24 protein-coding genes are annotated in these 26892 nt (G+C 72.5%); 7 read left to right on the forward strand and 17 right to left on the reverse strand.

What is annotated here, in order from left to right; translation table 11 throughout:
• Nucleotides 1–21: 21 nt before the first annotated feature.
• From ACZ44S_RS12770 to ACZ44S_RS12790, 5 genes are all read right to left on the reverse strand, one after another.
• Nucleotides 22–1350: a cytochrome P450 gene (locus ACZ44S_RS12770; RefSeq protein ID WP_466927758.1), complete on the reverse strand. Its 1329-nt coding sequence runs from the start codon at nt 1348–1350 to the stop codon at nt 22–24.
• Nucleotides 1347–1895, reverse strand: a complete 549-nt coding sequence (locus tag ACZ44S_RS12775; RefSeq protein WP_466928080.1) for a GTP-binding protein — start codon at nt 1893–1895, stop codon at nt 1347–1349. The genes ACZ44S_RS12770 and ACZ44S_RS12775 overlap by 4 nt, the downstream gene beginning before the upstream one ends.
• Nucleotides 1896–1956: 61 nt before the next feature.
• The gene (locus ACZ44S_RS12780; protein WP_466927760.1) at nt 1957–2316 is read right to left on the reverse strand and encodes a DUF742 domain-containing protein; all 360 of its coding nucleotides are present in this window, start codon (nt 2314–2316) and stop codon (nt 1957–1959) included.
• Nucleotides 2313–2759, reverse strand: a complete 447-nt coding sequence (locus ACZ44S_RS12785) for a roadblock/LC7 domain-containing protein (RefSeq protein WP_466927762.1) — start codon at nt 2757–2759, stop codon at nt 2313–2315. Before ACZ44S_RS12785 ends, ACZ44S_RS12780 begins: the two co-directional genes overlap by 4 nt.
• Nucleotides 2756–4264, reverse strand: coding sequence for an ATP-binding protein (locus ACZ44S_RS12790; RefSeq protein WP_466928082.1), 1509 nt, complete (start codon nt 4262–4264; stop codon nt 2756–2758). The genes ACZ44S_RS12785 and ACZ44S_RS12790 overlap by 4 nt, the downstream gene beginning before the upstream one ends.
• Before the next feature lie 548 nt (nt 4265–4812).
• On the opposite strand from ACZ44S_RS12790, the gene ACZ44S_RS12795 reads away from it, so the two are divergent.
• From ACZ44S_RS12795 to ACZ44S_RS12810, 4 genes are all read left to right on the forward strand, one after another.
• Nucleotides 4813–5538, forward strand: a complete 726-nt coding sequence (locus tag ACZ44S_RS12795; protein ID WP_466927764.1) for a glycoside hydrolase family 11 protein — start codon at nt 4813–4815, stop codon at nt 5536–5538.
• Between the two features lie 142 nt (nt 5539–5680).
• Entirely contained in the window at nt 5681–6412 is a 732-nt protein-coding gene (locus ACZ44S_RS12800) for a L,D-transpeptidase family protein (RefSeq protein WP_466927766.1), read from the forward strand.
• A 17-nt stretch (nt 6413–6429) separates the two neighbouring features.
• Nucleotides 6430–7125, forward strand: a complete 696-nt coding sequence (locus ACZ44S_RS12805) for a response regulator (RefSeq protein ID WP_466927768.1) — start codon at nt 6430–6432, stop codon at nt 7123–7125.
• Nucleotides 7122–8939, forward strand: coding sequence for a sensor histidine kinase (locus tag ACZ44S_RS12810; RefSeq protein WP_466927771.1), 1818 nt, complete (start codon nt 7122–7124; stop codon nt 8937–8939). The genes ACZ44S_RS12805 and ACZ44S_RS12810 overlap by 4 nt, the downstream gene beginning before the upstream one ends.
• A 129-nt stretch (nt 8940–9068) precedes the next feature.
• Here ACZ44S_RS12810 and ACZ44S_RS12815 read toward each other — a convergent pair whose 3' ends face one another.
• On the reverse strand, nt 9069–9794 hold the full coding sequence (locus ACZ44S_RS12815) for a dienelactone hydrolase family protein (RefSeq protein WP_466927774.1): 726 nt from the start codon (nt 9792–9794) through the stop codon (nt 9069–9071).
• Between the two features lie 142 nt (nt 9795–9936).
• Entirely contained in the window at nt 9937–11388 is a 1452-nt protein-coding gene (locus ACZ44S_RS12820; protein WP_466927775.1) for an endo-1,4-beta-xylanase, read from the reverse strand.
• 388 nt (nt 11389–11776) lie between these two features.
• On the opposite strand from ACZ44S_RS12820, the gene ACZ44S_RS12825 reads away from it, so the two are divergent.
• Entirely contained in the window at nt 11777–13201 is a 1425-nt protein-coding gene (locus ACZ44S_RS12825; RefSeq protein ID WP_466927777.1) for a non-reducing end alpha-L-arabinofuranosidase family hydrolase, read from the forward strand.
• Between the two features lie 72 nt (nt 13202–13273).
• Here ACZ44S_RS12825 and ACZ44S_RS12830 read toward each other — a convergent pair whose 3' ends face one another.
• The 5 genes from ACZ44S_RS12830 to ACZ44S_RS12850 all read right to left on the reverse strand — a co-directional run bounded on the left by ACZ44S_RS12830 (nt 13274) and on the right by ACZ44S_RS12850 (nt 18030).
• Nucleotides 13274–15043, reverse strand: coding sequence for a lysyl oxidase family protein (locus ACZ44S_RS12830; RefSeq protein WP_466927779.1), 1770 nt, complete (start codon nt 15041–15043; stop codon nt 13274–13276).
• 389 nt (nt 15044–15432) lie between these two features.
• Nucleotides 15433–16098: a DUF5701 family protein gene (locus ACZ44S_RS12835; protein ID WP_466927781.1), complete on the reverse strand. Its 666-nt coding sequence runs from the start codon at nt 16096–16098 to the stop codon at nt 15433–15435.
• 17 nt (nt 16099–16115) lie between these two features.
• Nucleotides 16116–16997: a Vgb family protein gene (locus ACZ44S_RS12840; protein ID WP_466927783.1), complete on the reverse strand. Its 882-nt coding sequence runs from the start codon at nt 16995–16997 to the stop codon at nt 16116–16118.
• Nucleotides 16994–17647 carry a CatB-related O-acetyltransferase gene (locus ACZ44S_RS12845; protein ID WP_466927786.1) on the reverse strand — a complete coding sequence of 218 codons (654 nt, stop codon included), beginning with the start codon at nt 17645–17647 and terminating at the stop codon, nt 16994–16996. The genes ACZ44S_RS12840 and ACZ44S_RS12845 overlap by 4 nt, the downstream gene beginning before the upstream one ends.
• Nucleotides 17644–18030, reverse strand: a complete 387-nt coding sequence (locus tag ACZ44S_RS12850) for a nuclear transport factor 2 family protein (protein ID WP_466927788.1) — start codon at nt 18028–18030, stop codon at nt 17644–17646. Before ACZ44S_RS12850 ends, ACZ44S_RS12845 begins: the two co-directional genes overlap by 4 nt.
• A 123-nt stretch (nt 18031–18153) precedes the next feature.
• On the opposite strand from ACZ44S_RS12850, the gene ACZ44S_RS12855 reads away from it, so the two are divergent.
• Together ACZ44S_RS12855 and ACZ44S_RS12860 are read left to right on the forward strand one after the other, a co-directional pair.
• Nucleotides 18154–20883: an ATP-binding protein gene (locus ACZ44S_RS12855; protein ID WP_466927790.1), complete on the forward strand. Its 2730-nt coding sequence runs from the start codon at nt 18154–18156 to the stop codon at nt 20881–20883.
• Between the two features lie 38 nt (nt 20884–20921).
• Nucleotides 20922–21557, forward strand: coding sequence for a phosphatase PAP2 family protein (locus ACZ44S_RS12860; RefSeq protein ID WP_466928085.1), 636 nt, complete (start codon nt 20922–20924; stop codon nt 21555–21557).
• Nucleotides 21558–21564: 7 nt separating this feature from the next.
• Here the strand turns inward: ACZ44S_RS12860 and ACZ44S_RS12865 are convergent, their stop codons facing one another.
• The 5 genes from ACZ44S_RS12865 to ACZ44S_RS12885 are packed head-to-tail and all read right to left on the reverse strand — an operon-like array spanning nt 21565 to nt 26890.
• Nucleotides 21565–22890, reverse strand: coding sequence for a glutamate-1-semialdehyde 2,1-aminomutase (locus tag ACZ44S_RS12865; RefSeq protein ID WP_466927793.1), 1326 nt, complete (start codon nt 22888–22890; stop codon nt 21565–21567).
• A 7-nt stretch (nt 22891–22897) separates the two neighbouring features.
• Nucleotides 22898–23449 (reverse strand): dTDP-4-dehydrorhamnose 3,5-epimerase family protein, encoded by a 552-nt coding sequence (locus ACZ44S_RS12870; protein ID WP_466927794.1) that lies wholly within the window; start codon nt 23447–23449, stop codon nt 22898–22900.
• Nucleotides 23446–24663 carry a polysaccharide pyruvyl transferase family protein gene (locus ACZ44S_RS12875; RefSeq protein ID WP_466927797.1) on the reverse strand — a complete coding sequence of 406 codons (1218 nt, stop codon included), beginning with the start codon at nt 24661–24663 and terminating at the stop codon, nt 23446–23448. The genes ACZ44S_RS12870 and ACZ44S_RS12875 overlap by 4 nt, the downstream gene beginning before the upstream one ends.
• A complete protein-coding gene (locus tag ACZ44S_RS12880) occupies nt 24660–25607 on the reverse strand; it encodes a glycosyltransferase family 2 protein (RefSeq protein WP_466927800.1) in 948 nt (315 codons plus the stop codon). The genes ACZ44S_RS12875 and ACZ44S_RS12880 overlap by 4 nt, the downstream gene beginning before the upstream one ends.
• Nucleotides 25604–26890 carry a hypothetical protein gene (locus tag ACZ44S_RS12885; protein WP_466927802.1) on the reverse strand — a complete coding sequence of 429 codons (1287 nt, stop codon included), beginning with the start codon at nt 26888–26890 and terminating at the stop codon, nt 25604–25606. The genes ACZ44S_RS12880 and ACZ44S_RS12885 overlap by 4 nt, the downstream gene beginning before the upstream one ends.
• Nucleotides 26891–26892: the final 2 nt, after the last annotated feature.

The following is a 26892-nucleotide window of genomic DNA, read 5'->3' on the forward strand; positions in this document are numbered from 1 at the left end:
GAAGGACGGACTCCGAACGGGTCAGTGCGGCCGTGCGGGAGCGAGGGCCTCGGCCGTCCGAGGGGGCACCGGGCCCCGCGTCGACTGCGGCGGGGTGAAGCGCACGGGCAGCGTGCCCAGTCCCTTGCTCCAAGGCGAGTTGATCCAACGCAACTCGCTTTCCGGGACCGCCAGTTCCAGATCGGGCAGGCGGTGCCGGATCGTGTCGACCGCGGTCCGGGTGATCAGCCGGGCCGGGTCCTGGGCGGGGCAGGTGTGCGGGCCCGCGCCGAACGCCAGGTGGGAGCGGTTGCCGACGACAGGGGTGCCGTCGGCCGGCAGGACCTCCGGGTCCGCGTTGGCTGCTGCCAGGCCGAGGATCAGCATGTCGCCCGCCCGGATGTCCTGCCCGCCGAATCTCATGTCGCGGGTGGCGTAGCGGGCCGGGAAGTTCTGGGTGGGCGGGAAGCGCCACAGGACCAGGTCGAGCGCGTCGTCCACGCTGAGATGGCCCCCGCTCAGCGAGGAGCGCAGCGTGGGGTCGCAGAACAGGATGCGCAGCGCGGTGGCGATCCAGTTCATTGTGGTCTGGTTGCCCGCGACGAACATGACCACCAGGTTGTGCAGCACCTCCTCGTCGGTGAGCCGCGCCGGGTGGTGCAGCAGCGCCGAGACGATGTCGTCGCCCCTCACCCGCCGCTTCTCCTCGATCAGTCCCCGCAGGATGGCGCCCATCCTGCGGCTGGCGTCCCCTGCCCCGCGGGTGGCGGACACGAGGCCCGCCACCGCCTCCACCAGCTCCCGGCCGGTCCGGTCGTCCACCCCGAGCAGTCCGGCGATCACCCGCATCGGCAGCGTGCGCGCGTACGCGGCGACGAGGTCGGCCTCGCCGTACGCCGCGAATCCGGCGATCAGGGCCTCGGCGGTGGCCCGGACGCTGCGGCGCAGCTCGTGCCCGTTGATCCCGGCCAGCGCGTCGGAGACGGCGCCCCGCATCCTGCGGTGCTGCTGCCCGTCGGCGAAGAGCAGCGCGGGGCGCCAGCCGACCATCGGCAGGATCGGCGAGTCGGCCGGCACCCGGCCTTCGCGCAGCAGGCTCCACCGGCGTGGGTCGTGTGAGAAGTCCTGTTCCTCACGGGTGAGTTGCAGCAGTTCGCGGTGGCCCAGGACCAGCCAGGCGTCGATGCCGGGGGCGATGGTCACCGGTGCCACCGGGCCGTACGTGCCGCGCAGTTCCTCGTACAGTGCGGGCATCGTGTTGCCGTCGAGGTCGGGCCCGTAGAGCGCGGCCGCCGTGACGGGGGTCCCGCGCTTGGCGCCGGTCACGGGGCAGCTGACGGCCGGCCCGTCCATGGGGTGCGGCGTGTTCATGAGGACTCCGTGGCGACGTGGATGAGATGACGGACCAGGGCGATCAGTGCCCGGAACGATGAGGCCCGGTCCCGCGCGTCGCAGGTCACCAGCGGGGTGTCGGGCAGCAGATCGAGGGCCGTACGGATGTCGTCGGCGGCGTGTCGGGGGCCGTCCGGGAAGACGTTGACGGCGACCGCGAAGGGCAGGTCCAGGTCCTCCAGATTGCCCAGCGCGTCGAACGAGGCCGCCAGGTCCCGGGCGTCCACCAGTGCGAGCGCGCCGAGCGCCCCCTTGGCCAGGTCCTGCCAGGCCGGCAGGAACCGCTGCTGGCCCGGCGTGCCGAACAGGTACAGGACCAGGTCGCCGTCGATGGTGCGCCGGCCGAAGTCGAGGCCGACCGTGGTGGTCTTCTTGCCGTCGTCCCCGTCCGGGTCGACCCGGACGCCCGCCTGGGTCATCGATGCCTCGGTGGAGAGCGGTTCGATCTCCGACACCGTACCGATCAGTGTCGTCTTGCCCACTCCCAGCGGGCCGACGACCAGGATCTTCGCCGCGCCCGACACGCTCGAGTCGAGGTACTTCCCGCCGGCCGCGGCGGGTGGCGGGCCGGCGTCGGCCAGGGTTTCAGAGGCAGCTTTCGAGACCATGGAGGACCTTTCTGAGCATGGTCACATCGGCGTGTTCGGCCTGCGGGATGGGCGGGCGGGTCACGATCAGCCCCCATCGGAGGAGATCGGAGAGCAGTACCTGCGCGACCGATGGCGGCTGGCCGAGGTGAGCGGCCACCTCCGCGACCGAGATGAGCCCCTCGCAGTGCGTCAGGATGGCGAGGTGCTCCGGCTGAAGGGTGGCGGGGAACGGTGCCTCCGCCGTCATCACCAGGGACTCCCAGGACAGCGGCTCGCCCTCGGACTCCGTGCGGCCGCGTGTGATGACATACGGGCGGATCGCCGAGGCCCTCGGCACCTCAGGCCGCTCCGTCATGACGTCGCGGCGGCCTCGTCCCGGGGCAGGCTGCTCAGGTGTGCGCCGATCTTCGCCACCAGCAACTGCATCTGCTGGGCCACCAGGCCCACGTCGGCGTCCGGCTCGGTGGCGACCCCCAGGTGCGCGCCCACCCCGGCATGGGTGAACAGCACGAACCCCTGGTCGGTCTCCAGCATCAACTGGCGTGTCGCGGTCCCCCGCCCGAACAGCAGCGCGCTGGTGGACCGGCCCGTCATGGTCATCGCCGCGCAGGCCGCCGAGAGCGACTCCGCGTCGGCGACGGTCAGGCCGGCCACCGGACCCGAGAGGTTCTCGGCGGAGGCGTGCCCGAGACGCAACCCGTCCTCGGACACCACCACGGCGTGCCGGACGCCGGGAATCCCGGTGAGTGGGCGGAGCATCCACCCCAGGTCGGGGAGTCGGGTGATGGTTCCGGTCACGGTCGGCCTCCGGCGTTCTCGTGCGGATTGCTGGGCAGGGACTGTCCGCCGTGCGGCGGCGACGCCGGTTCGGTGTCGCCGTCCGCGTCGACGGCCGCCCGGCCGCGCAGCGTCCCGGACATCACACTGGCGATCGAGGCGCGTGCCGCCTCCGGCGTCCAGGGTTCGGCGGGCGCGGTATCGGGCTGGGGGTCGGGCGCCGAGTGCCGTGGGGCGGTTGCGGCCCGGTGGGCACCGCGCCGGCTGCGCCGCCGGGGCAGGCCTGCCGTCGTCGGGGCGGGTGCGCCGGCCGGCTGGGCGGCGTCCTCGCCCACGCCCGGCACGACAGGCCTGACGTGCTCGGCCGGTTCGAACGCCGGGCGGCGGTGTGCGGCGGTCCTCGGCAGCGGGTCGGTCAGGAGCTGGAAGGGTACGAACATCACCACCCGGGTGCCGCCGTACGCCGAGGACCCGCTCAGTTCCACGTTGAAGCCCAACTCCCGGCTCCAGCGCCCGACACAGGCCAGGCCGAGCCGGGGCACCGCACCCAGGCGGGTCAGATCCAGATCGTCGCGAAGCTGGCCGAGGGCCTGGTGCAGGACGTCCGGCGGCATCCCGAGCCCGGCGTCGTCGATCTCGATGACCGCACCGGCGCCCACCTCGCGCACGCTGACGACGACGGGGGAACTGGACGGTGAGAACACCGTGGCGTTCTCCAGCAGTTCGGCAACGGAGTGCATCAGCCCTTCCACCGCCGGGGGCACCGCGTACAGGGTCTGTCCGCCGTGCACCTCGATCCGCGCGAACTCCACGATCCGGGACTGGGCGCCGCGTACGCAGTCGTAGAGCGAGACCGGCTGGGTCTCCCGACGGGCGGGCCAGATTCCGCACATCACCAGGAGTGTCTGCGCCTTGCGGGTCATCTGTGAGGCGGCGTGGTCGGCCTTCATCACGCCCGCCATCAGGCGAGGGTCTTCGATGGAGCGCTCGACCTCGTCCAGGACCTGCTGCTGCACGGTCGCCATCACGTGCATGGTGCGCGCCACGGATTCGAAGGCGGCCTGCACCGAGTCGCGCAGGGCCCGCTCGCGGTGCACGGCGGCGTCCGAGCCGAGCGCCACGACGACCGAGTCCAGCGCCTGGGCGAACTCCTCGCCGGTCTCCTCCGGCGACGCCACCGGCCCCGGCACACCGTCCAGTCGCTGTCCGGTGCGCAGCCGCTCGGTGATGGCCGGGACGCGCACCGCGGCCAGATGCGCCACCTCGGTGCCCCGGGCGGTGGCCACCGCGGCCTCCCGGGCACCGTGTGCGCGTTCGGCGGACAGCCGCCGGGCGAGGATCACTACGAGGGCCATCAGCAGGACGACGGCCGCGGCACAGCTTCCCGCGAGGGCCCGGTGCAGCTCGGCGTCCGCGATGACGGCGGCCCACCCCACACCGGCGGCGGCCGACAGGGTGACGGCCCATCCGGCGACGACGACGCTCGCACCGCGGTCGCGTTGCGGCTTCCCTAACGGCCGGCTCAGCACAGCGGTCCCGAATTGACGACCCTGCGGACACCGGTGCCAGCCACGAGAAGCGAAACCCTTCACGACACAACGAACCCCCTTTTGGGGGTCGGGAGCATGCAAAGCGTAGGCCAACCGGTCGAAATTATTGAGGCACCGATCTGTTTCAGTCACACCAAGAGACTGGGATGGCGCATTGACGCCCATGCGTCGCATTCGGGGGTGGCAGCGCTCGTCCTCCGCACCCACCGTTCCTTCATGTCGAAAGTTTCGATTACCGCGCCCCTCCTTGCGTTGTGCTGCACTCGTATGTCCATTCGTCCGCGGTGGCGTCTCGTGTGGAGAGCGCATTCAGCTGCGATGATGCTCTCTCCGAGGTCCGTACGGGTGGCGTTCATGTTTCCGAAAGGTCGTCGAAACTGTTGACAGGCTCATGGCGTCTACGAAGACTGATGGCCGCCGAACGACAGTTGCGGCACGACGACGGGTGACCCCCGCCGTGTTCCATGCAAGGCCGCGGGCAGCAGCAGCAGCCCGCCCCCCACCAGCCTTCATCGGGAGGACGCATGCACAAGGACGGCACGCAGCAGAACCAGCTTCAGCAGAACCCCGCTCCCTTCGGCGGCCTGAGCCGACGGGGCTTCCTCGGCGGCGCCGGCACGGCCGCGCTCGCCACCGCGTCCGGACTGCTGCTGCCCGGCACCGCCCACGCCGCCACCACCATCACCACCAACCAGACCGGCTACGACGGCATGTACTACTCGTTCTGGACCGACGGCGGCGGCTCCGTCTCCATGACACTCAACGGCGGCGGCAGCTACAGCACCAGGTGGACCAACTGCGGCAACTTCGTCGCCGGCAAGGGATGGGGCAACGGCGGGCGCAGGACGGTCCGTTACACCGGCTGGTTCAACCCGTCGGGCAACGGCTACGGCTGCCTCTACGGCTGGACGTCGAACCCGCTCGTGGAGTACTACATCGTCGACAACTGGGGCAGCTACCGGCCCACCGGCGAGCACCGGGGCACCGTGTACAGCGACGGCGGCACGTACGACATCTACAAGACGACGCGGTACAACGCCCCCTCCGTCGAGGGCACCCGCACCTTCGACCAGTACTGGAGCGTCCGGCAGTCGAAGGTGACCAGCGGCTCCGGCACGATCACCACCGGCAACCACTTCGACGCCTGGGCGCGCGCGGGCATGAACCTGGGCCAGTTCAGGTACTACATGATCATGGCCACCGAGGGCTACCAGAGCAGCGGAAGCTCCACCATCACGGTCAGCGGCTGACCGCCGCCCGGCGGACAGCCGGCTGCGGGACCCGTCCACGGGACGGGTCCCGCAGCAGTGGCCGTCGCGCCCGCCGTGAGTCTCCGCCGCACGCACCCGCGACGCTGACGGGTTTCAAACAAGTGTCCGTCAGGGTCGAGGCATGATCACGCCGAACCCCCGGGCCGCCGCCCTCCTGATCGCCGCTCTCCTGATCGCCGGATGCGGAACGGAGGAGGGCCGGCCCGCCGCCCGGACCCAGCAGCAGAAGTCGCCCGCACCCGACATCACCATCGACGTGGCCCCGCAGCAACTGCCCGGACTCGGTTCCAGGACCTGGGCGAAGGTGCCGTCCGACACCCGCCAGGCCCTGGTCGTGACCGGACGCGACAAGGACTCCTCCCGCTCCGCCGCCGTCCTGTACGAACGCACCGACGCGGGCTGGGAGGCCGTCGGCGGGAGCCGGCCCGCGCACAACGCGCTGCGCGGCTGGACCGACCATCACGTGGCCGGGGATCTGCACTCGCCCATCGGTGTCTTCTCCCTCACCGACGCCGGCGGCCGGCTTCCCGACCCCGGCACCCGGCTGCCGTACGACCACGGCCCCGCCTTCACCATCAGCGGCACCGGCTTCGAGGGCGAACCCCTGGCGGGCTCCTTCGACTACGTCGTCGCCGTCAACTACAACCGCAAACCCGGGACGTCACCGCTGGACTGGACCCGACCCATGGGCGAGAACCGGGGCGGCGGCATCTGGATCCACGTCGACCACAAGGGGCCCACCCAGGGCTGTGTGAGCCTGGCGAAGGAGCACATGAGAGAGCTGCTGCGGGCGCTCGACCCGGGCCTCAACCCCGTCGTCGTCATGGGCGACCGGGCCTCCCTCGCCCGCTGACGCCTAGGATCCGCCGGGTGTGCGCACACGTACTGGTAGCCGAGGACGACGAGATGCAGGCCGAACTGATACGGCGCTCCCTGCTGGCGGAGGGCCACACCGCCACCGTCGTTCATGACGGCCCCGCCGCGCTGGACGCCGCGCGGCGGCTGAGCCCCGACCTGGTCGTCCTGGACCTGATGCTCCCCGTGATCGACGGCTTCGGGGTCTGCCGGGTGCTGCGCCGGAACGGCGACGTCCCGGTCCTGATGCTCACCGCCCGCTCCGCCGAGGACGACGTCCTGCTCGGCCTGGAACTGGGCGCCGACGACTACATGACCAAGCCGTACAGCCCCCGTGAGCTGATGGCCCGGATCCGCACCGTGCTGCGGCGCAGCGGGCGCGGGGCGGAACGACGGGAGGACCCCGTCGTGCGGGCCGCGGGACTCGCCGTCGATCCCGCGCGGCACGAAGTGCGCTGCGACGGGGAGCCCGTGGAGTGCACACCCGCCGAGTTCCAGATCCTGCTCGCCATGACCGCGGAGCCCGAGCGGGTGTTCTCCCGGCGCCAGCTGCTGGAGTGCACCCGGGGCACGGACCGGGCGTCCACCGAGCGGGCCGTGGACGTGCACATCATGAACCTGCGCCGGAAGATCGAGGCCGATCCGCGGCGGCCGGTCCGGCTGCTGACGGTGTTCGGGGTCGGCTACAAGCTGAGCGGCGGGCGCGGATGAGGTCCGGCATACCGCTGCGCAAGCGGCTCCTGGTCCGGCTGCTCATCACCCCGGTGCTCATCGCGGTGTGCTCGGTGGCGGCCACGGCCTGGCTGGCGGTGGAGACCACCACCCGCGCCCTGCGCGAGGAACAGGGGCAGGTCCTCGCCGACGACATGGACGTCCTCAACGAACTGAGCGGCTACGCGGCCACCCACCCCGACTGGAAGGGCGTTGACGGCCTCCTGCGCGAGCTGTCCGGCCGGATCGGCCGACGCATCGCCCTGACCGGCCCCGGCCGCAAGGTGATCGCCGACTCGGCGGCGCCCGGCACTCCGCTGCCGCCGCGCCCCGCCGCGACCGTCGACCCGCTGACCGTCGACACCTATACCGACCGCGGCGCCCAGCGCGACGGCATCGACCCGCGGGCCGTCGGCCCCTACCGGCTGCCCGCCGCCGAACGCGAACGTCTCGACCTGCTCGCGGAGAAGCGGCGGCTGTGCTTCGAGCGCAACGGTGCCGAAGCGACCGTGGAGCGCACCCCGAGCGGCCGCCCGATCCTCACCGACGACGACGGCAGCGCCCTCGACCATGTGCCCGAGAAGTGCGCCGACGGACTGCTCAACACCCCCACGGCCACCGAGAAGAAGGCGCTCGCCGAGCTGACCGAGCGGGCGGTGACCTGTCTGGACGGCCGTGGACTGGACGTTCCCCAGCCGTTGTTCCCCCTCGTGGACGACCGCCGGCGGTACCTGGAGACCCGCTACCCGATGGGCAAGTTCGCCGCGGAACCACACACGCGACGGCAGGCGCGGGACTGTGCCGACCGGGCCCTGCGCGCCCAGCTCGACCCCCATGTCGCCCCGGCCGCCGGCCTGTACCTCGGTGTCGGGGACCGGCCCGCGGTGCGCTTCGACCTGTCACCGGCCAACTGGACCAAGGTGGCCGTCGCCACCGGTCTGGTGCTCGCCGTCACGGTGGCGGTGACGGCGGCCGTCGCCGCCCGGCTGGTCCGGCCGCTGCGCGCGCTGACCGAGGCCGCCCAGCAGCCGCCGGACCGGCATGTCCGGGTGCCCGTCACCACCCGCGACGAGACCGGCATCCTCGCCGCCGCCTTCAACGAGCTCACCGAGCGCCGCGCCCGCCTCGAGGCCCAGCGCAAGGCGATGGTGAGCGACATCGCGCACGAACTGCGCAGCCCGCTGACCAACATCCGCGGCTGGCTGGAGGTCACCCGCGACGGGCTGGTGGCACCCGAGCCGGCCCTGCTCGCCTCCCTGCACGAGGAGGCGGTCGTCCTCCAGCGTGTCATCGACGATCTCCAGGACCTCGCCGACGCCGACGCCGGCACCCTGCGCCTGCACCGGGAACCGGTCCGCGCCGACGAACTGCTCGACCAGGTCGCCGCCGCCCACCGCGTCGCCGCCGACGCTGCCGGTGTCACCCTGCGCACCGACACCGACGGCACACCGTGGCTGGACGCCGACCCGGTCCGGATGCGGCAGGCGCTCGGCAACCTGGTCTCCAACGCCCTGCGCCACACGCCGCCGGGCGGCACGGTCACCCTGGCGGGGCGCCGCGACGGGAACGAGGTGGTGCTGGACGTCACCGACACCGGCACCGGTATCGCCCCCGACGAACTGCCCCACGTCTTCGACCGGTTCTGGCGGTCGGAGAAGTCCCGCAGCCGCCGCACCGGCGGCAGCGGCCTCGGCCTGCCCATCGTCCGTCACCTGCTCACCGCGCACGGAGGTACGGCCGAGGCGAGCAGCGAGCCGGGCACCGGCTCGGTGTTCACGCTCCGGCTGCCGGCGGGCGAGGCACCGACCTGTTGACCGGACCACCGAGCGACACGACGGCAGGCCGATCCCGCCGGCCGCTGACCGCGTCGCGGGTGGGACCACCGGAGGTGGTGGTGGTCGACAGGCCCGGCCCGCGGCCCGGAACGGCGCTCGTCGACCACATCACTCCGTTGCGGTCAGGCACTCCGCGAGCAGGCCGACGACGTCGTGCCAGGCTCGCTGTGCGTGCCGCGGGTGGTGGCCGGTGCCGGGGACCGTGGGGTGGTCGACCGGCGGGTGGTGGAAGGCGTGCAGGGCGCCGCCGTAGACCACGAGGCGCCAGTCGACGCCCGCCGCCTGCATTTCGGTGGTGAACGCATCTCGTTGCGCCGGCGGCATGATCGGGTCTTCCGATCCGACCCCGGCCCACACCGGGCAGCGGATGCGCGCCGCCTCGCCCGGCCGGCCCGTGGTGGTCGCGTTGATGGTCCCGATCGCGCGCAGGTCGACGCCGTCGCGCCCGAGTTCCAGCGCGATGGCGCCACCGGTGCCGTAGCCGACGGCGGCGATCCGGTCGGGGTCGGTGCGCGGCTCGGCGCGCAACACGTCGAGCGCCGCATGACCGATGCCCCGCATCCGGTCGGGGTCCTCGAGCAGCGGCAGGCAACGGGCCAGCATCTCAGCGGGGTTGGCCAGGTAGCGCCCGCCGTGGAGGTCGAAGGCCAGCGCCACGTATCCCAGTTCGGCGAGGGCGTCGGCCCGGCGGCGCTCGACGTCGCTGAGCCCCATGCCCTCCGGCCCGAGCAGCACTGCGGGCCGGCGACCGGCTCCGGCCGGGAGTGCGAGGTGCCCGGTCATCGTCAGACCGTCGGCCGGGTACTCGACCGTACGCGTGGTGATCTTCGTCATGCGACCGGAATGTAGTGATCGTCGAGTCCGGTCGGGCGGTTGTTCTGCCACCGGCAGAACAGCGCGGGTGTTCTGGAGGCCACAGGACGGCTGACGGGCGAAGGGCCGCCGCCACCAGGGCGGCGGCCCTTCGGCCGGACCGTCAGGCGCGGGTCCAGCGCTGGTTGCTGCCGTTCGAGCAGGAGTAGAGCTGGATCTGGGTGCCGTTGCCGGTGCCGGCCCCGACGGCGTCGAGGCAGAGGCCGGACTGGACGCCGACGATGGAGCCGTCGGAGTTGAGGCGCCACTTCTGGTTGTCGCCGCCCCAGCAGCTGTAGATCTGGACCGTGGCGCCGTTGCCGGTGCCGGCGGCGTCCAGGCACTTGTCGCCGTAGACCCTGAGCTCACCGGCGTCGGTGTGCGTCCACTGCTGGTTGGTGCCGCCGTGGCAGTCCCACAGCTGCAGCTGGGTGCCGTCGCTGGTGGAGGCGTTGGGCACGTCCAGGCAGCGGCCGGAGGCGACGCCCTTGATCGTGTCGCCGTCCGCGGGCGGATCAGTGGGGTCGCCGCCGTCGCCGCCGCCGGCGGCGTTGAGCGCGTTGAGAACGGCGTTGTACGCGGCCTTCTTGCTGCCGTCGTTGTTGAACAGCAGCGGCGTGTCGCCCGAGCGCCAGGAGTCCATGTCGCGCACACCCCAGACGGTGACGCCGAGGCAGCGCTCGACGGCCAGGCAGTCGTTGACCACGTTGGCGTAGGTCGTGGGAGAGGCGCCCTGGATGTCCAGTTCGGTGACGGCCACGTCGACGCCGAGGGCGGCGAAGTTCTGCAGGGTGGTGCGGAAGTTGCTGTTGTAGGGGCTGCCGCTGTTGAAGTGCGACTGGAAGCCGACGCAGTCGATCGGCACGCCGCGCGCCTTGAAGTCGCGGACCATGTTGTACATGGCCTGGGTCTTGGCCCAGTTCCAGTTCTCGACGTTGTAGTCGTTGTAGCAGAGCTTGGCGGACGGGTCGGCGGCGCGCGCGGTGCGGAAGGCGACCTCGATCCAGTCGTTGCCGGTGCGCTGCAGGTTGGAGTCGCGCCTGGCTCCCGAACTGCCGTCGGCGAAGGCCTCGTTCACGACGTCCCACTGGGCGATCTTGCCCTTGTAGTGGGCCATCACGCCGTTGATGTGGTCGATCATCGCCTGGCGCAGCTGGCTGCCGCTGAGGCTCTGCATCCAGCCGGGCTGCTGGGAGTGCCAGGCCAGGGTGTGACCGCGCACCTCCTTGCCGTTCTGCACCGCCCAGTTGTAGACGCGGTCGGCCGCGCTGAAGTTGAACTGGCCCCGCTGCGGTTCGGTGGCGTCGATCTTCATCTCGTTCTCGGCGGTCACCGAGTTGAACTCACGGTTCGCGATCGACGTGTAGGTCGAGTCGCCCAGTCTGCCCGAGGCGATGGCGACGCCGAAGTAGCGGCCGCTCTGGGCCGCCGCCGCGCCGAGCGTGCTCTCGGCGGCCTGTGCGGAGGGCGGCGCGGCCAGCGCGCCGACCGCACCGAGGACGCCGACGGTCAGCGCCGCCAGCAGGCCGCGGACCCTGCGGCGGTCAGCGGGTCTGGGGAGGGCGTACGAGCCCATGACTGTGCCTCCAAGCGTTGTTCGGCATTTCGATCTGTGGCCGGTTTCTCAGACAGGGATGATCGAGGCGTTGATGACGCATCGTCAATAGCCGTGGCAGGAAAAGTTTCTGGCTTGGGTTCGAAACTTTCGCAAGCCCGATGGCGGTGCTGGTGGGGGGTTCATGGCTCGGTCGTCGACTGTCTGCACGGGAAGCGAAGTGTCCGGTCTCCGCTGATGGCTGATTAATGTTTCGAGGTTGGGGGCGATACGTGCGAGGGGGGTTGACGCCGTTCGCCCGCTCCCTATCATTCAGGCTGCTCGATACGTCGACAGACGTTCGACATTCCGAACTTGAGGGGAGCCGTGTCGCATGGATATGTCATGGACCCGCCAATCTCGTGCAGTCATGCGCAGAGGAAGAGTCAGCCGTGCGCACCCGTGGGCGGTGGTCGCCGCCGCGGTAGCGGTCCTGGCCGCCCTGGCGGCGATGCTCGTCGCCACCCCGGCCCGTGCGGCCGACAGCGGCGCCTTGCGTGGTGTCGGCTCGGGCCGGTGTCTCGATGTCACGGGCGCCGCCCAGACCGACGGCACCTCTCTGCAGATCTACGACTGCTGGAACGGGACCAACCAGCAGTGGACGTTGACGGACGACGGCCGGCTCACCGTGTACGGCGACAAGTGCCTGGACGTTCCGGGCCATGCCACCACGCCCGGCACCCGGGTGCAGATCTGGAGCTGTTCCGGCGGTGCGAACCAGCAGTGGCGGGTGAACTCCGACGGCACGGTCGTGGGCGTGGAGTCCGGGCTGTGTCTGGAGGTCGCCGGCGCCGCCACCGCCAACGGCGCGGCCGTGCAGCTGTGGACGTGCAACGGCGGCAGCAACCAGAAGTGGACCGGCCTGACCGGGACGCCGCCGACGGACGGCTCGTGCTCCCTTCCGTCGACGTACCGCTGGTCCTCGACCGGCGTGCTGGCGCAGCCGGCGAACGGGTGGGCCGCGCTGAAGGACTTCACCGCCGTCAAGCACAACGGCCAGTACCTGGTCTACGCGTCCAACTACACGGGTTCGGCGTACAGCTCGATGATGTTCAGTCCCTTCACCAACTGGTCGGGCATGGCGTCGGCCCGCCAGACCGGGATGAACCAGGCCGCGGTGGCGCCCACCCTGTTCTACTTCGCGCCCAAGAACATCTGGGTGCTGGCGTACCAGTGGGGTTCCTGGCCGTTCATCTACCGCACGTCGAGCGACCCCACCAACCCCAACGGCTGGTCCGCGCCGCAGCCGCTGTTCACCGGCAGCATCTCCGGCTCCGACACCGGCCCGATCGACCAGACCCTGATCGCCGACGACCGGAACATCTACCTGTTCTTCGCCGGTGACAACGGCAAGATCTACCGGGCGAGCATGCCGATCGGGAACTTCCCGGGCAACTTCGGCTCGTCGTACACGACGATCATGAGCGACACGAAGGCCAACCTGTTCGAGGGCGTACAGGTCTACAAGGTCAAGGGGCAGAACCAGTACCTCATGATCGTCGAGGCGATGGGCGCGAACGGGCGCTACTTCCGCTCCTTCACCGCCTCCAGCCTGAGCGGCTCGTGGACCCCGCAGGCCGCCACCGAGAGCAACCCCTTCGCGGGCAAGGCCAACAGCGGCGCCACCTGGACCAACGACATCAGCCACGGTGACCTGGTCCGCGACAACCCCGACCAGACCATGACCGTCGACCCCTGCAACCTGCAGCTCCTCTACCAGGGCAAGGACCCGAACGCGGGCGGCGAGTACAACCGACTGCCGTGGCGGCCGGGCGTCCTCACCCTGCGACGCTGACCTTCCGGCGGGCCGACCGGCACCACCGCCGCGAGGAACCCCGGCCGTGCGGCGGCCGGGGTTCCCCGGGTGTCAGTTGGCGTCCACCAGGTGGTGCGGCGGGACGGTCACCGTACGGGCGCCCTTCTCACCGCCCAGAACGACCTTCCGCAGCGCGCTGTTGTTGCCGTGGTCGGTCTCCTTGAGCCGGTTCTCCGGGTTGGCGAGGACCTGGATGTAGTACGTGCCGTTCGGCAGGTCCGTGATGTCGAAGGACTGGCCGGGCAGGTCCTGGGTGTAGGTGTCACCGGAGCCGACGTCGAGCACCTCGCGCACGGAGATGGAGTTCTGCTCGCCGCACGCGGTGGACAGGTCGGTGTTGTCCGGGTGCCAGTCGGCGTTCTTGACCGTGTAGTCGACGGCGTCGGTGTTGGCCAGGCAGAACGCCTCCTTGCCGCTGCGCACCGTCTCCTTCTTGTCGGCCGTCAGCAGCCGGTAACTGGCGAAGTCCAGGAAGTGCCAGTGCTCGTGGCCGGGACGCGGGTCCCACTCCATGCCGCCGGTCGGGGTGTAGCCGACCTGCTTGCCGTCGGCGTCGTAGAAGTACTGGTAGGCGTCCATCACTTCCTTGCCGGGGGAGCGGAAGCCGTCCACGACGAGCTTGGCCGGGCCCGCGTTCCACACATTGGCGCTGAAGGCGAGGTAGTCCTTGCCGGGATCCTCCTCGTACCCGTCGCTGACGGTGATGCCGTAGGCGGGCAGCGAACGCAGGTCGGGCTTCGGAACGTCGGGGACGGACGCCTTGCCGGTGGGCCGCTGGGCGTTGGGCGGGGCGGCCGGCGCCTGCCGCGAACCGTCGGTCTGGCCGGGGCCGTCACCGACCTCGGCGGCGGTGGCGGCCAGCCGTCCGAGGGACTTCCTCTTCAGCGCCCACGGCAGGGCGGGCGGAGCCGCCGGGTAGGGCCCGTGGCCGGCGTTGAACGAGGGGCCGGCGCCGCTCGTCTCGGCGCCGGGGGCCGGCGGGGTGCCCGCGGGGGCCCCGTGCTGCGCGTGCACGCCGGGGTCCGCGTGGCCGCCGTGCTCGGAGTGGGCGGAGTGCCCCGAGGCGGTGGTCTTCGCCGAGCTGCGGGCGGAGCCCGAGCCGTCGTCCTCCCAACTGCGCTCGCGTACGACCACCTTGACGGTCTGCGGCTTGTCGGCGATGCCGAAGAGGTCGCGGTACTTCTCGGTCACGTTGATCTCGGCGGTGTAGGTGCCGGGGGCCAGCTCGACCGGACGGGAGTAGTACGCGGAGTAGGTGTTGGACGCCCAGCCGTTCTCGACGCCCCACACCGAACCGAGCGTGAAGGGGTTGGTCGGGCAGCTCTGCGGATACTTCGAGTTGGCGGGAGCGTCCGGCCGGACCCGCCCGGAGGCGTTGTTGGGGCAGAAGGCCTCGGTCCTCTCCAGCACCTTCGAGCCGGCCGCGTCCTTGAGGGTGATCCGCGTGAAGTCCGGCAGTCCGGTGAAGTCCTTCACGAGCCCGGCGGGAAGCGTCCTGGTCCGGGTCTTCTTCCCGTCCTGGAGGATCTGCTTGATGACGACCGGGTGCTTGTAGGACTTACGGTTCACCTTGAACTCGAAGGCGCCGTTCTCGGAGGTGAGGTACGTCCCGAGGTCGAGGTAGACCCCCGGATCCTCCTTCCACGAGTCGAGCGTCACCGAGGTGGAGGCGGCGATCAGGCTGAGCTTCGGCGCCGTCTCCTCGCTCTTCGCGTCGGGCGCGGCGGCGACGACGCCCGCGGTCACGGCGATGGCCGCGGCGGCTGCGACGGAGGGGCGGGTCAGGCGGCTGCTGGGGCGGCCCTGCAGGAATCTGGTCATCGGTCCTCGTGTTTCCGGCTGTGGCGTGCGTGGGGAACCTGAGCGAGTGGTGCGGCCCCAACTCATGTGTGGAGCCGCTGTGTTCGGACGGTGAGAGGGGCCGGACACCCTCCGGGTTGACTCCACTCGCCCGGAGGGCGCTCAGTTGTCCGAAAAGCGCCCACCGGTAGCCGGACTTGCTCTCACGTCCCCGGGAGCCCGGGGACCAGGCTCCCGGGCCGTCGCGAAGCCGGCCCGAAGGGCGGGACGACGGCCGGCTGCACCGGTACGTCGGCGAACTCGCCCTGCGCATACAGACGTTCGACGTACGCTCCGTCCCCGGGCGGCAGCCGGCCGCCCACCACGCCCAGGAGGGCCTCCGGACAGCCCCGGCGCCTCATCGGCCCGCCCTACTGCTCCCCGGCGGCGCCGCGGGAGCCGGCCGAGGCCATGCCGAGCCAGGTGTGGGGATTGCCCTCCCAGCACCAGCCGAGCTTGGGGGCGCGCCGGCTGATCCAGATCGCCGGGACACGGCGGTCGCCGGAGCGTGATCCGCCGAGGGAGAAGCACTTGTTCTTGACCAGGACCTCGGGGAAGTGGGTGATCAGCGCGATGCCCTCCTCGATGGTGAGCGGGGTGCGTCCCCTGGCGGCGACGGTGTCCAGGGCGTCGTTGGGTACGGCACCGCAGAACTCCTCTCCGCGCTCGACGTCGAAGAGCAGATAGGCGCGCCGGTCGGGCAGGCCGGTCTCCTTGACGGCGACGAACCGTTCGAGGGCGCCGGGCTCGAAGGAGCGGTCGACGAAGCCGGGTTCGGTTCTTCCGTGGAGGGCGGTGCGCACCATCGTCTGCTCGATCGGGGCGACGTCCCGGGTGACCACGAGCAGGAAGGGGATGCGGCCGGTCTCCGGTGACCAGGCACGGTGTCCGATGCCGAGGGCGAGGTCGCGCAGGGGTGCGACCAGGGCGGTGAACCCTTCCGGGGTCAGACGGGCCGTCGCCGGCCAGTCCCGTTCGACAAGGGTGCGGACCTGCCGGTCGAACTCGGCGCCGGGGTCGATGGCCGTGTGTGTCATGGAGTCCTCTCGGGTGGTCATGCCGGGGTGACGCGGGCCAGCGCGCCGGTTTCCAGGGCCGTCCACACCGCTTTGTCGGGGCCGAGGGTGATGCCGTGCGGCTCCGAGCCCGGTGTGGGGAGGTCGTGCACCTCGATGGCGCCCTCGGTGGTGATCGAGCCGACGCGGTTGCCGCCCCATTCGGTGAACCACAGGACGCCGTCGGTGCCCGGGGTGATGGCGTGCGGTCGGCCGGAGGGGTCGGGGAGGGGGAACTCCCTGACCTCGCCCCCGGTGGTGATGCGGCCGATGTGACCGGCGGCGATCGCGACGTACCAGAGGGCGCCGTCGGGGCCGGGCGCGATGCCGACCGGAGCGGCGGCCGGGGTGGGCAGCGGGTGGACGGTGACCGTGCCGTCGGCGCCGATCCGGCCGATCGCGTCGGCCTGGTTCATGGTGAACCACATCCCGCCGTCCGGCCCCGCGGTGATCGCGGACGGGAACGCGCCGGTGACCGGCAGCGGGAACTCGGTGACCGCACCATCGGTGGTGATGCGGCCGATGCGGTCGGCGGCGGTCTCGGTGAACCACAGCGCCCCGTCGGGCCCCGGCGCGATGCCGAACGGACCGCATTCCGCGGTGGGCAACGGGTACGAGGTGACCTCGCCGCCGGTCGTGATCCGGCCGATGCGGTGCGCCCGGTACTCCGTGAACCACAGGGCGCCGTCCGGCCCGGGGGTGACGACCGTCGGCCCGCAGTCCGGGTCCAGCAGGTGGCTCTCCGGCGCGGCGCCGGGCACGAGCCGGCCGATCCGGCCACGGTGGACCAGCGTGTACCAGAGCGCGCCGTCCGGTCCGGTGGTGATCGCGTACGGTCCGCCGCCGCCCACCGGGTGCTCCTCGATCGACACGCCCGTCATGCGGCCCCCAGTCCGTGCTCGGCGGCGATCCGGGCGACGTCGGCCGGTGTGCCGGCCATGAGGGTGCGGGCGTGCTCCGTGACGAGTTCCGCCGGCCAGTCCCACCAGGCGGCCCTCAGCAGCCGGTCGACGTCGGCGTCGTCGAACCGCCGCCGGATCGGCCGCGCCGGGTTGCCGCCGACGATCGTGTACGGCGGGACGTCCGCGGTGACGACCGCCCCGGCGGCGACGATCGCGCCGTCACCGATGCGTACGCCCGGCATCACGGTGGCCCCGTGACCGAACCAGACGTCGTTGCCGACCACGGTGTCGCCCCGGCTGGGCATGCCGGTGACGATGTCGAGGGTCCGCTCCGCCCACGCGCCGCCGAACATGGTGAACGGAAAGGTGGAGGGGCCCATCGTCGGGTGTTCGGCACCGGCCATCAGGAACCGGGTGCCCATGGCGATGGCGCAGTACTTGCCGATGACGAGTCGTTCGGGGCCGTAGGCGTAGAGCACGTTGCGGTGCTCGAAGCCGGTGGCGCCCTCCGGGTCGTCGTAGTACGTGTACTCGCCCACGACGATTTTCGGTGAACCGACCAGTGGTTTGAGGAACACCACCCTGTCGTGCGCCGGCAGCGGATGGAGGGTCAGGGGATCAGGTGTCAACTTCCGGCTCCAGGTGAGGTGGTGGTGACGGGTACGGGGTCGAGGAAGCCGTAGACGCGACGCAGGCGGCCGCCCTCGGTGACCATGACGGCGAGCCCGGCGATCACCGCGGGGCCGCCGGCCGGTGCCAGTTCCCAGGTCAGGCGTGCCACCCCGTGGTGACCGTCGGCCCTCCCGGCCTGTCGGTACACCAGGCCGGGGAACTGCCGCTGGGCGGTGGCCATCACCTGGTCGATGGAGTCGCGGCCCTCGGCCGCCACGATCGGATCGGCGTAGCCGGCGTCGTCGGTCCACAGTTCGTCGACGAGCACGCGGCGCCGGGCCGGGTCGCGCTCGTTCCAACTCGCCAGGTACCGCCCGGCCAGCCCGTCGAAGCCGGACATGGTCGATCTCCCTTCGCCGCCGTGCTCGTCCCCCCACGCTAGGGGCGACGGCCGGGAGAGGAATCCGTCACGCCCCGGCAGTCCGGCCGGGGATCCGCGGCCGGCTTTAAGTACTCTCACCTCGTGTTGCACGGACGGAGTGACGAGATATCGGTCATCGACCACTTACTGGCCGACTGCCGGAAGGGTCGCAGCGGTTGCCTGCTCATCACCGGGGAGCCGGGCATGGGCAAGACCGCGCTGATGGAGTACGCGGCGTCGGCGGCCGACGGGCTGCGGGTCGTACGCGGCACCGCGATCGAGTCGGAGGCACATCTGCCGTTCGCGGGCCTGCATCTGCTGCTGCGGCCCGCCCTCGACCGGACCGACGCCCTCCCGGCACCGCAGGCGCGCGCCCTGCGCGGGGCCTTCGGCCTCGCCCCGGCGGAACCGGGCGACCGCATGCTCGTCGGCCTCGCCGTCCTCTCCCTCCTGGCCGAGTTCGCCGACGGCGGACCCGTCCTGTGCCTCGTCGACGACGCGCAGTGGCTGGACCGGGCGTCCGCCGAGGCCCTGCTGTTCGCCGCACGGCGGCTCGACGCCGAGGGCACGGCGCTGATCATCACCGCCCGGACCGGCTTCGAGGCCCCCGGACTCGCCCACCTGCCGCTGACGGGGCTCGACGCGCCCGCCGCCGCCGACCTCCTGGCCGAGCACGCCGCCACGCTGTCCCCGGCCAACCGGTACCGGGTCCTGGCCGCGGCACAGGGCAATCCGCTCGCCCTCCTCGAACTTCCGGTCGCTCTCTCCGCCGGCCGGCCGGTCGCCGCGGGCGAGGCCCTGCCCATGACCGACGCGGTGCAGGCGGCATTCCTCGACCGGGTACGGCGGCTGCCCGAGCCGAGCAGGCACCTGCTCCTCGTCGCGGCCGCCGAGGACACCGGTGACCGCGACGTCGTCCTGCGCGCGGCCGCGTCCCTCGGCTGCCGCCCCACGGATCTGGTGCCCGCGGAGACGGCGGGGCTGCTCCGGGTGGACAACCGCACCGTGCGCTTCCACCACCCCCTCGTCCGGTCCGCCGTCTACCAGGCGGCGCCGGTCAGCCTCCGCCACGTGGTGCACACGGCCCTCGCCGAAGTCCTCCACCGGCCCGGGGACGCCGACCGGCGCGCCTGGCACCACGCCGTCGTGGCGACCGGCCCCGACGAGCAGGTGGCCGCGGAACTGGAGAGCACCGCCCAACGGGCCACCGAGCGCAGCGGATACGCCGCCGCGGCGGCGGCCTACGAACGGGCCGCACAGCTCACGGAGTCCGGTGCCGACCGCGCCCGCCGGCTGGTACTGGCCGCGGAAGCCATCGCTGAGGAGGGCGACATCGACCGCATGGCGGAGCTCGCCCGGCACGGTGCCGCGAGCACCGACGACCCGGCGCTGACCGTTCGCGCCGTCCGGGTCCGCGCCGCCGCGGCGTTCCACCACGGACTGCTCCGTACGGCCCGCCGGCTGCTGACCGAGGCGGCCGGGCCGGCCGGGGCCGGTGATCCGGAACTGGCCGCCCGCATGCTGCTCGACGCGGTGCACGCCGCCTGGTACCTCGGGAAGGACGAGATCGCGGACGGCGCGGACCGGCTGGACGCCCTGCCGTTGCGGTCCGACGACCCGCTCACCCACGTGGTCCGTCTGCTCACCTGGACCGTGCGGTCGGCGATCGGACAGGGGGACCGGGATCCCGAGACCCTCGGACGCCGTATCGCCGCCGCCGAACGCACCGGATTCGGCGGCCCGCACGACACGATCCTGGTCGGAGCCACCAGCCTTCAGGCCGTCGGCCGGGACACCGAGGCACATCGGGTGGCCGGCGAGCTCCTCGCCCGGTGCCGCGACCGAGGGTGGATCGGCCGGACGCCGCCCGTGCTGGCGTGTGTCGCCCGGTCGTCGGCCTTCCTCGGCCGTCACACCGAGGCCTGGGACGAGGCGACCGAGGCGCTGAGCATCGCCCAGGAGCTCGGGCACCGGCAGTGGACCGCCGAAATCAGCGGCGTGCTCGCCTACTTGGCCGCGGTCACGGGCGACGGGCGACGCTGTCACGCCTTCGCCGACGACGCGCTCGCCGCGCCCGAGCCCGGCGCGGCCCCGCCCGGAATGTCCTGGGCGCACTGGGCGCTGGCCCTGCTCGACCTCGGCCACGCCCGCTGGGAGTCCGCCCGTACCCGCCTGACCGCCCTGCACACCGGACCGGTGAGTCATCAACTGCCCGGCCTGCGCAGCATTCCCGACCTGGTCGAGGCGGCGGTGCGGCTCGGCCGGCCGGCCGACGCCCATGAGCCGCTGGCACGGCTCACGGCCTGGGCGCACGACGCCGCGCAGCCGTGGATCCACGCGCACGTCCAGCGCTGCCGCGCGCTGCTCGCACCGGAGGCGGAGGCCGCGGAGCTGTACCGGGCCGCCCTGCGACTGCACCCCGACGACCGGCAGTTCGAACGCGCGCGGACCGCGCTCCTCTACGGCGAACGGTTGCGCCGCATGCGCCGCAAAGCCGAGTCCAGGACCCAACTCCGCGACGCGTACGAGACGTTCCGGAGACTCGGCGCCGCCCCTTGGGCGGAGCGGGCCCGGACGGAGCTCGACGCGACCGGCGAAACCGTGGCCGGGTCCGAGGGCGTGGGCGGCGGGGGAGCACTGTCCGTGCTCACCTCGCAGGAACGGAAGATCATCCGGCTGGCCGCACGGGGCCTGTCCAACCGGGACATCGCCGCACAGATGTTCCTCAGCCCGCGCACCGTCGGATACCACCTCTACAAGGCGTTCCCGAAGCTCGGCGTCACCGCGCGGACCGAACTGGCGGCCCTGGACCTCACTGAGGTGGCGCCGTGACCCGGGCCGACGAGGGAGCCGGACCGGACCGGCGGCCGGTGACGGGGAGCCGGCCGCAGCGCGTCCGGCTCGGGGTGGTGGCGGTCCTCGGCGCGCTGGTGGCCGTCCTGCTCGGGGTGCTGTCCGCCGGGGAGAGCGGGCCCGGCGCGGCGGACACACGGGTGGGGACGGCGCTGGAGGGCGCCGGGCCGTCCTGGCGGAACGTCGCCCTGGCCACGGACTTCCTGGGGGAGCCCGTGGGCGCGGCGGTGCTGGTCGCGGCCGCCGTGACGGGGTGCCTGCTGCTGCGAAGTCCTCGCACGGCGGTGCTCGTCGTGGTCGGCACCGGGGCGGCCGTGGGGACGACGAAGCTGGTCAAACCCCTCGTAGGACGCACCATCCACGACGGGCACCTCTCCTATCCGAGCGGACACACCGCGTTCCTCACCGCGTTCGCCCTCGTGGTGGCGCTGCTCGCCGCCGCCCGGCTCGGCCTCGGCAGGACGGCCGCCACGTCACTGGTGCTGGCGGCGGCACTGGTGGCGGGCGCCGCGATGGGCTGGGCGCAGGTCGTCCTGGGCGCGCATTACCCGACCGATACCGTCGGTGGCTGGTGTACCGCGTTGGCGGTGACACCGGCATCCGCGTGGCTGGTCGACCGGACGGCGGACGCCCGGCGGTGGCGGCGGCGCTGAGGTCGTGTCATGCCCGGCGGCGGAACACCGGTTTCACCGGGCGTCCGCCCAGCCAGGGGGCCGGGTCGCCCGCGTCCAGGGCCTTGCGGTACACCGCGCACGCCTGCGCCACCACGTCGACGGTGTGAGCGATGTCGGCCTCCTCGAGCGCGCTGCTCACCACGAACGACGGGGCCAGCACGCCGCCCGCGAGGAGCCGGCGCAGGAACAGCGTGCGGTACTCCTGCGACGGCCGCCCCCGCTCGTCGAGGGTGGCGAAGACCAGGTTGCTGGCCCGGCCCCGGACGACGACGTGCTCGCCTACGCCCATGGCCGCCGCCACCTCGCGGACACCGGCGGCCAGCCGCTCCCCGAGGGCGTGCAGCCGCGCGGTGACGCCCTCCTCGGTGTAGGTGGCCTGCACGGCCGTCGCGGCGGCCAGCGCGTGTGTTTCGGCGCCGTGCGTGGTGGACAGCAGGAACACCCGGTCGCCGGAGTGGCGCAGTCCGCCGAGCTCCATCAGCTCACGGCGTCCGGCCAGCGCGGAGACGGCGAAGCCGTTGCCCAGCGCCTTGCCGAAGGTGGAGAGGTCCGGGACGACGCCGTACAGGCCCTGGGCGCCGGCCTCGGACCAGCGGAAGCCGGTGATCATCTCGTCGAAGACCAGGACGCAGCCGTGCCGGTCGGCCAGTTCGCGCAGACCGGCGAGGTATCCGGGCGGCGGCTCGCTGTGGGTTGCGGGTTCGAGGATCAGGCAGGCGACCTCGCCCTCGTACCGGGTGAGCAGTTCCTCGGTGGCGGGCAGGTCGCCGTAGGGGAACGGCACGGTCAGCTCGGTGGTCGCCGGCGGAATGCCCGCGCTCATCGGCGTGGTGCCGATGAACCAGTCGTCGACGGAGAAGAACGGGTGGTCGGCGCAGACGGCCACCCGCGGGCGTCCGGTGGCGGCGCGGGCGAGGCGCACCGCGGCGGTGGTCGCGTCGGAGCCGTTCTTCGCGAACTTCACCATGTCGGCGGTCGGCACCGTGGCCAGGAAGCGTTCCGCGGCCTCGACCTCCACGACGGACGGCCGGACGAAGTTGCCGCCGCGGCCCAGTTCCCGCCGTACCGCCTCCAGCACACGGGGGTGGGCATGGCCGAGGCTGACCGACCGCAGGCCGGAGCCGTACTCGACGTAGCGGTTGCCGTCGACGTCCCACACGTGGGCGCCGCGCCCGTGGCTGATGACCGGGGCCAGGTCCTCGGGGTACTGGTCGTCGCCCTTGGCGTAGGTGTGCGCGCCGCCGGGGATCAGGGCGTGCAGCCGCTCGTTGGCCGCCCGGGAGCGGGGGAGTGCGAAGTCTTCGGTGTCCACGGCGGTCTCAGCTCTCCTTGTGCTTCAGGGCCTCGGCCAGGCCCGGGGCCTCCCGGTCCCGCCGGGACATCGAGGTGACCGGCAGCGGCCAGGGGATGGCGAGTTCCGGGTCGTCGAAGGCGATCGTCACGTCCTCGGCAGGGTCGTGCGGGCGGTCGATCCGGTACGAGGTGTCGGCGGTGTCGGTCAGTGCCTGGAAGCCGTGCGCGCACCCCGCCGGGATGTACAGGGTCGTCTGCGTCTCGCCGGACAGCTCGAAGAAGGCCCGGCCCAGATACGTCGGCGAGCCGGGCCGCAGGTCCACGACGACGTCGAAGATCCTCCCGTACGAGCAGCGCACCAGCTTGGCCTCGCCGGCGCCGGAGCGCAGGTGCAGGCCGCGCAGCACGCCCCGGACCGAGCGGGACAGGCTGTCCTGGACGAAGGCGTCCGGGTCCAGGCCCACCGAGCGGACCACGTCGGCGTCGAAGGTGCGGCAGAAGAAGCCGCGCTCGTCGGCGTACGGCGTCGGCTCGAACAGGTACGCCCCGGTGATCTCCGGGACTTCGGTCGCCTTCATGGAACCTCTCTCGGGGTGGGGGCGGGAGCGGCCGACGGGAACAGAGCCGCCGTCAACGCGGCGAACTGGCGCTCGACGCGCCCGGCGGCGGCCCGGTTCTGCTCGGCGAGGGTCCGCCGCAGCTCCGCCGACCGCCGCTCCAGCTCGCGGAACTGGCCGAGCAGCCGGTCGGCGTCGGTCTCGCGGGCCGGGTGGCAGTAGTCGCCCAGCCCCATCCGGGTCATCAGCGTGTCGCTCTTGGCCGAGTAGCTGAGTGCGAGGGTCGGCGTGCCGGTCTTCAGCGCGCAGATGAGGTTGTGGTACCGGGTCGCCACCACGGTGTCGGCGGCCGCCGTCTCCTTCATCAGGTCGGCCAGTGAGGCCGTCTCGGCGACGGTGACCAGCGGCGAGTCGACCGCGTCGAGGATCGCGCCGGCCACCGGCCGGTCGAGGTCGTCGCCGATGAGCAGCCGGACCGGCCTGCCCTCCTCGGCCAGCGCACGGACGAAGCGGGTCGTCCCGTCGAGATAGCGCCGGTGGATCTCCTCGGCCCGGTCACGCTCGTCGTTGCTCCCGTGGAAGTCCATGACACCGACGCAGACCGGTCCCGGCGGGCCGGAGGGCGCGTGCGCCGCCGGTGCCGGCAGGGCGAACACCAGATCCTCGTAGACCTCGTCGCGCGTGGTGTCCACGCCCATCGCCCGCATCGCGTCGCGGGACAGGGCGTCCCGGTACGAGCGGTACGCGGCCAGCCGCGTCGACCAGCGCGTCAGGGCCCGGGTCGGCCGGCTGCCGATGCTGCCCGCGCCTACGCTGACCAGCCCGACCCGGGTGCCCACCAGCCGTCCGGTCGCGCAGAGCAGGAACAGCGAGTACGGGAAACCCCACGGCCGCAGCGGCAGCGTGGTCTCCAGGACGCCCGTGCCCGGCACGATCACCACGTCGTGCCGCCGCGCCCAGGCGGCGGTGCGGACGACGTCGACGAACTTGCCCAGCCCTTTGGCCGCGATCGCGCCCGCGCGGGACGCGGTCCGGTACTCCCCGCGGTACCAGTGCAGCCGCGTCGCGGGGATCCCGTACCGGGCCGTGACGACCTCGGGCCCGCCGCACAGCGCGTCCACGACGGCCCCCGGGTGCTCGGCGCGCAGATACCCGAGTACGGCCTCGAGCGACCCGTCGTTGCCGATGTTGCCGGAGCCGAGCAGGCCGAAGATCCCTACCCGCGGGGGCCTCACGCCCGCCTCCCCTCACGGCCGGCGACGAGGGCGTCGACGGAGACGGTGAGCCGGTCCGGGTCGGCCGGGGCGCGGTCCTCGACCCGCTCGCCGGCGCCCGGCCGGGCCCGGCTGGTCATCCAGGCGGCCAGATGGCGGTAGCACGCGCGCCGGTCGGCGGGGGACAGGGGCGCCCGGCGGATCGCCGCGACGAACCCCCAGACGTACTCGGCGAGCAGCCGGGGGGTCGGGTGCAGCATGCCTGCCCGGCGCGGGTCCAGATTGACGCACCGGGAGCGCTTGGACGGGTTCGCCCGCTCGGCGCGGGTGGGATGGTCGCGGCGGAAGTACAGCAGCTCCGGGACCTGGTGGAAGGGCCCGTGCAGGGTGATCTCGGCGACGAACGTGCGGTCCGCGTGGTGGTAGCTGTCGTGCGGCTTCACCCGGCGCAGCACGTCGGCCCGCATCACCCCGTAGAAGTCGTCGCCGCCGGGCTCGAACAGCAGGCTGCGGAAGCGCTCCGGCGCGTGCGGCGAGTCGGTGGCGAGCGCGTACTCGTAGGGGACCTTCACCCGGCCGTCGGCGTCGATGACCGCCTGGCCGCTGTGCGCGAGGATCACGTCCGGCCGTTCGTCCAGCGCCTCCACGCAGCGCCGCAGCAGGTCGCGGGCGTACAGGTCGTCGTGCGAGGCCCATTTGAACAGCTCGCCGCGGCACTCGGTGAACACGTGGTGGTGGTTCGGCGCGGCGCCGATGTTCCGCGGCAGCCGGATGTAGCGGATGCGGGAGTCCCGCGCGGCGTACGTCCGGCAGATGTCCTGGGTCCCGTCGGTCGAGGCGTTGTCGGAGACGACCAGTTCGAAGTCCTCGTAGGTCTGGCCGAGCAGCGCGTCGAACGCCTCGGCCAGGTATTCCTCGCCGTTGTACACGGGCAGGCCGATGCTCAGCCGGGGACGGTTGGTCACGGTGTCCTCACTTCGGGGAGGGAGTGGTGGTGTTCGCGCAGTGCGGCCCGCAGTTGGAGCCACCAGACGGCCGAGCCGCAGGCGGCCGCGGCGGCGACGCCCCAGGCCGAGCCGACGGTGCCGGCCACGACCGCTCCGCCGATCCCGCCGACGACGTAGCAGGTGGAGGCGAACAGCTGGCAGCGCAGGCTGCGCCGGGCCGCGGCGAGGGCCCGGAGCCCCGCCGCCGCGCCGGTGCCGAGACCGGCGCCGGCGACGCCGAGCGTGACCGGCACGATGAGCTCGGAGGCGGAGTGCCAGACGCCGCCGAGAACCAGCTCGCCGAGCCGGTCCGGCACCAGCAGCAGCGCCGCGCCCCACAGCAGTGCGCCGGCGGCCTGCCCGCCGCCGAGGAGGAGGCAGAACGTTCCGAGCCGCCGCGGGGCCTGCCGCAGCACCCGCGCCGCCTCGGCGACGGTGACCAGCGACAGCCCCATCAGCACGGCGAGGAACGGCCCGAGCAGCAGCTCGGCGCCCCGGATCACCCCGACCGCGCCGACCCCGACGACCACTCCGAGCCCGTACGCCCGCAACTGGCTCGAGCCGCTGACGCCGACGTTCTCGACCAGGTAGCGGTAGCCCAGATCGCGGTGGTCGCGATGCCACTCGCGCGCTCCGGCCGGCCGGGGCCGGATGCCGGACTGGAAGCAGCCGTACCCGGCGGCGACCGCGGCTGACCCGCCCCAGGCCAGCAGGTAGGCGGTCACGGTGCCGACCTGGGCCGCGACCACCATCGCCGGGACGAGGGCGACGCCCCACACGACGTCGTTGACGAACGCCTTCCGCCCGTCGCCGGCGGCGAAGAACGCGTACCGCCAGGCGTCCTGCAGCAGCAGCCCCGGCAGGACGACGCCCAGGCCGGCGAACGCGGCCCCCAGGTCCCCGCCCAGCACCGGCCCGGCCACCAGACAGACCGCGCCGATGACGGCACCGACGCCGAGCGCGGTGCCCGACGACCGGGCCACCGCCCCGCGCCAGGACGCCTCCGGCACGCCGCTGAAGCGCACCACCAGCGGGTCGGTGGCCAGCCCGCGGGAGACGTTGAGCACCACCCCGTAGGTCACCCAGGCCAGGCTGAACACGCCGAACGCGGTCAGTCCCAGCGAGCGGGCCACGTAGATGCCCACCGCGAAGTTGGACAGGCTGGAGGCCGCCTGGTCGGCCAGTCCCCAGGACAACCGCCCGACCACGGCCCGCCGGGCGGGTCCGGCCCGGGTCGCTCGCTTCTCCTCCTCGACGGTCATCG

It is taken from the genome of Streptomyces malachitofuscus (genome assembly GCF_055571035.1).

Excerpts from the sequence above, each read along its gene's own strand:
- ACZ44S_RS12770 (WP_466927758.1), bottom strand. The coding sequence starts at position 1,350 with ATGAACACGCCGCACCCCATGGACGGGCCGGCCGTCAGCTGCCCCGTG.
- ACZ44S_RS12780 (WP_466927760.1), bottom strand. The coding sequence starts at position 2,316 with ATGACGGAGCGGCCTGAGGTGCCGAGGGCCTCGGCGATCCGCCCGTAT.
- ACZ44S_RS12795 (WP_466927764.1), top strand. The coding sequence starts at position 4,813 with ATGCACAAGGACGGCACGCAGCAGAACCAGCTTCAGCAGAACCCCGCT.
- ACZ44S_RS12800 (WP_466927766.1), top strand. The coding sequence starts at position 5,681 with ATGATCACGCCGAACCCCCGGGCCGCCGCCCTCCTGATCGCCGCTCTC.
- ACZ44S_RS12810 (WP_466927771.1), top strand. The coding sequence starts at position 7,122 with ATGAGGTCCGGCATACCGCTGCGCAAGCGGCTCCTGGTCCGGCTGCTC.
- ACZ44S_RS12815 (WP_466927774.1), bottom strand. The coding sequence starts at position 9,794 with ATGACGAAGATCACCACGCGTACGGTCGAGTACCCGGCCGACGGTCTG.
- ACZ44S_RS12820 (WP_466927775.1), bottom strand. The coding sequence starts at position 11,388 with ATGGGCTCGTACGCCCTCCCCAGACCCGCTGACCGCCGCAGGGTCCGC.
- ACZ44S_RS12825 (WP_466927777.1), top strand. The coding sequence starts at position 11,777 with ATGCGCAGAGGAAGAGTCAGCCGTGCGCACCCGTGGGCGGTGGTCGCC.
- ACZ44S_RS12830 (WP_466927779.1), bottom strand. The coding sequence starts at position 15,043 with ATGACCAGATTCCTGCAGGGCCGCCCCAGCAGCCGCCTGACCCGCCCC.
- ACZ44S_RS12835 (WP_466927781.1), bottom strand. The coding sequence starts at position 16,098 with ATGACACACACGGCCATCGACCCCGGCGCCGAGTTCGACCGGCAGGTC.
- ACZ44S_RS12840 (WP_466927783.1), bottom strand. The coding sequence starts at position 16,997 with ATGACGGGCGTGTCGATCGAGGAGCACCCGGTGGGCGGCGGCGGACCG.
- ACZ44S_RS12850 (WP_466927788.1), bottom strand. The coding sequence starts at position 18,030 with ATGTCCGGCTTCGACGGGCTGGCCGGGCGGTACCTGGCGAGTTGGAAC.
- ACZ44S_RS12870 (WP_466927794.1), bottom strand. The coding sequence starts at position 23,449 with ATGAAGGCGACCGAAGTCCCGGAGATCACCGGGGCGTACCTGTTCGAG.
- ACZ44S_RS12885 (WP_466927802.1), bottom strand. The coding sequence starts at position 26,890 with ATGACCGTCGAGGAGGAGAAGCGAGCGACCCGGGCCGGACCCGCCCGG.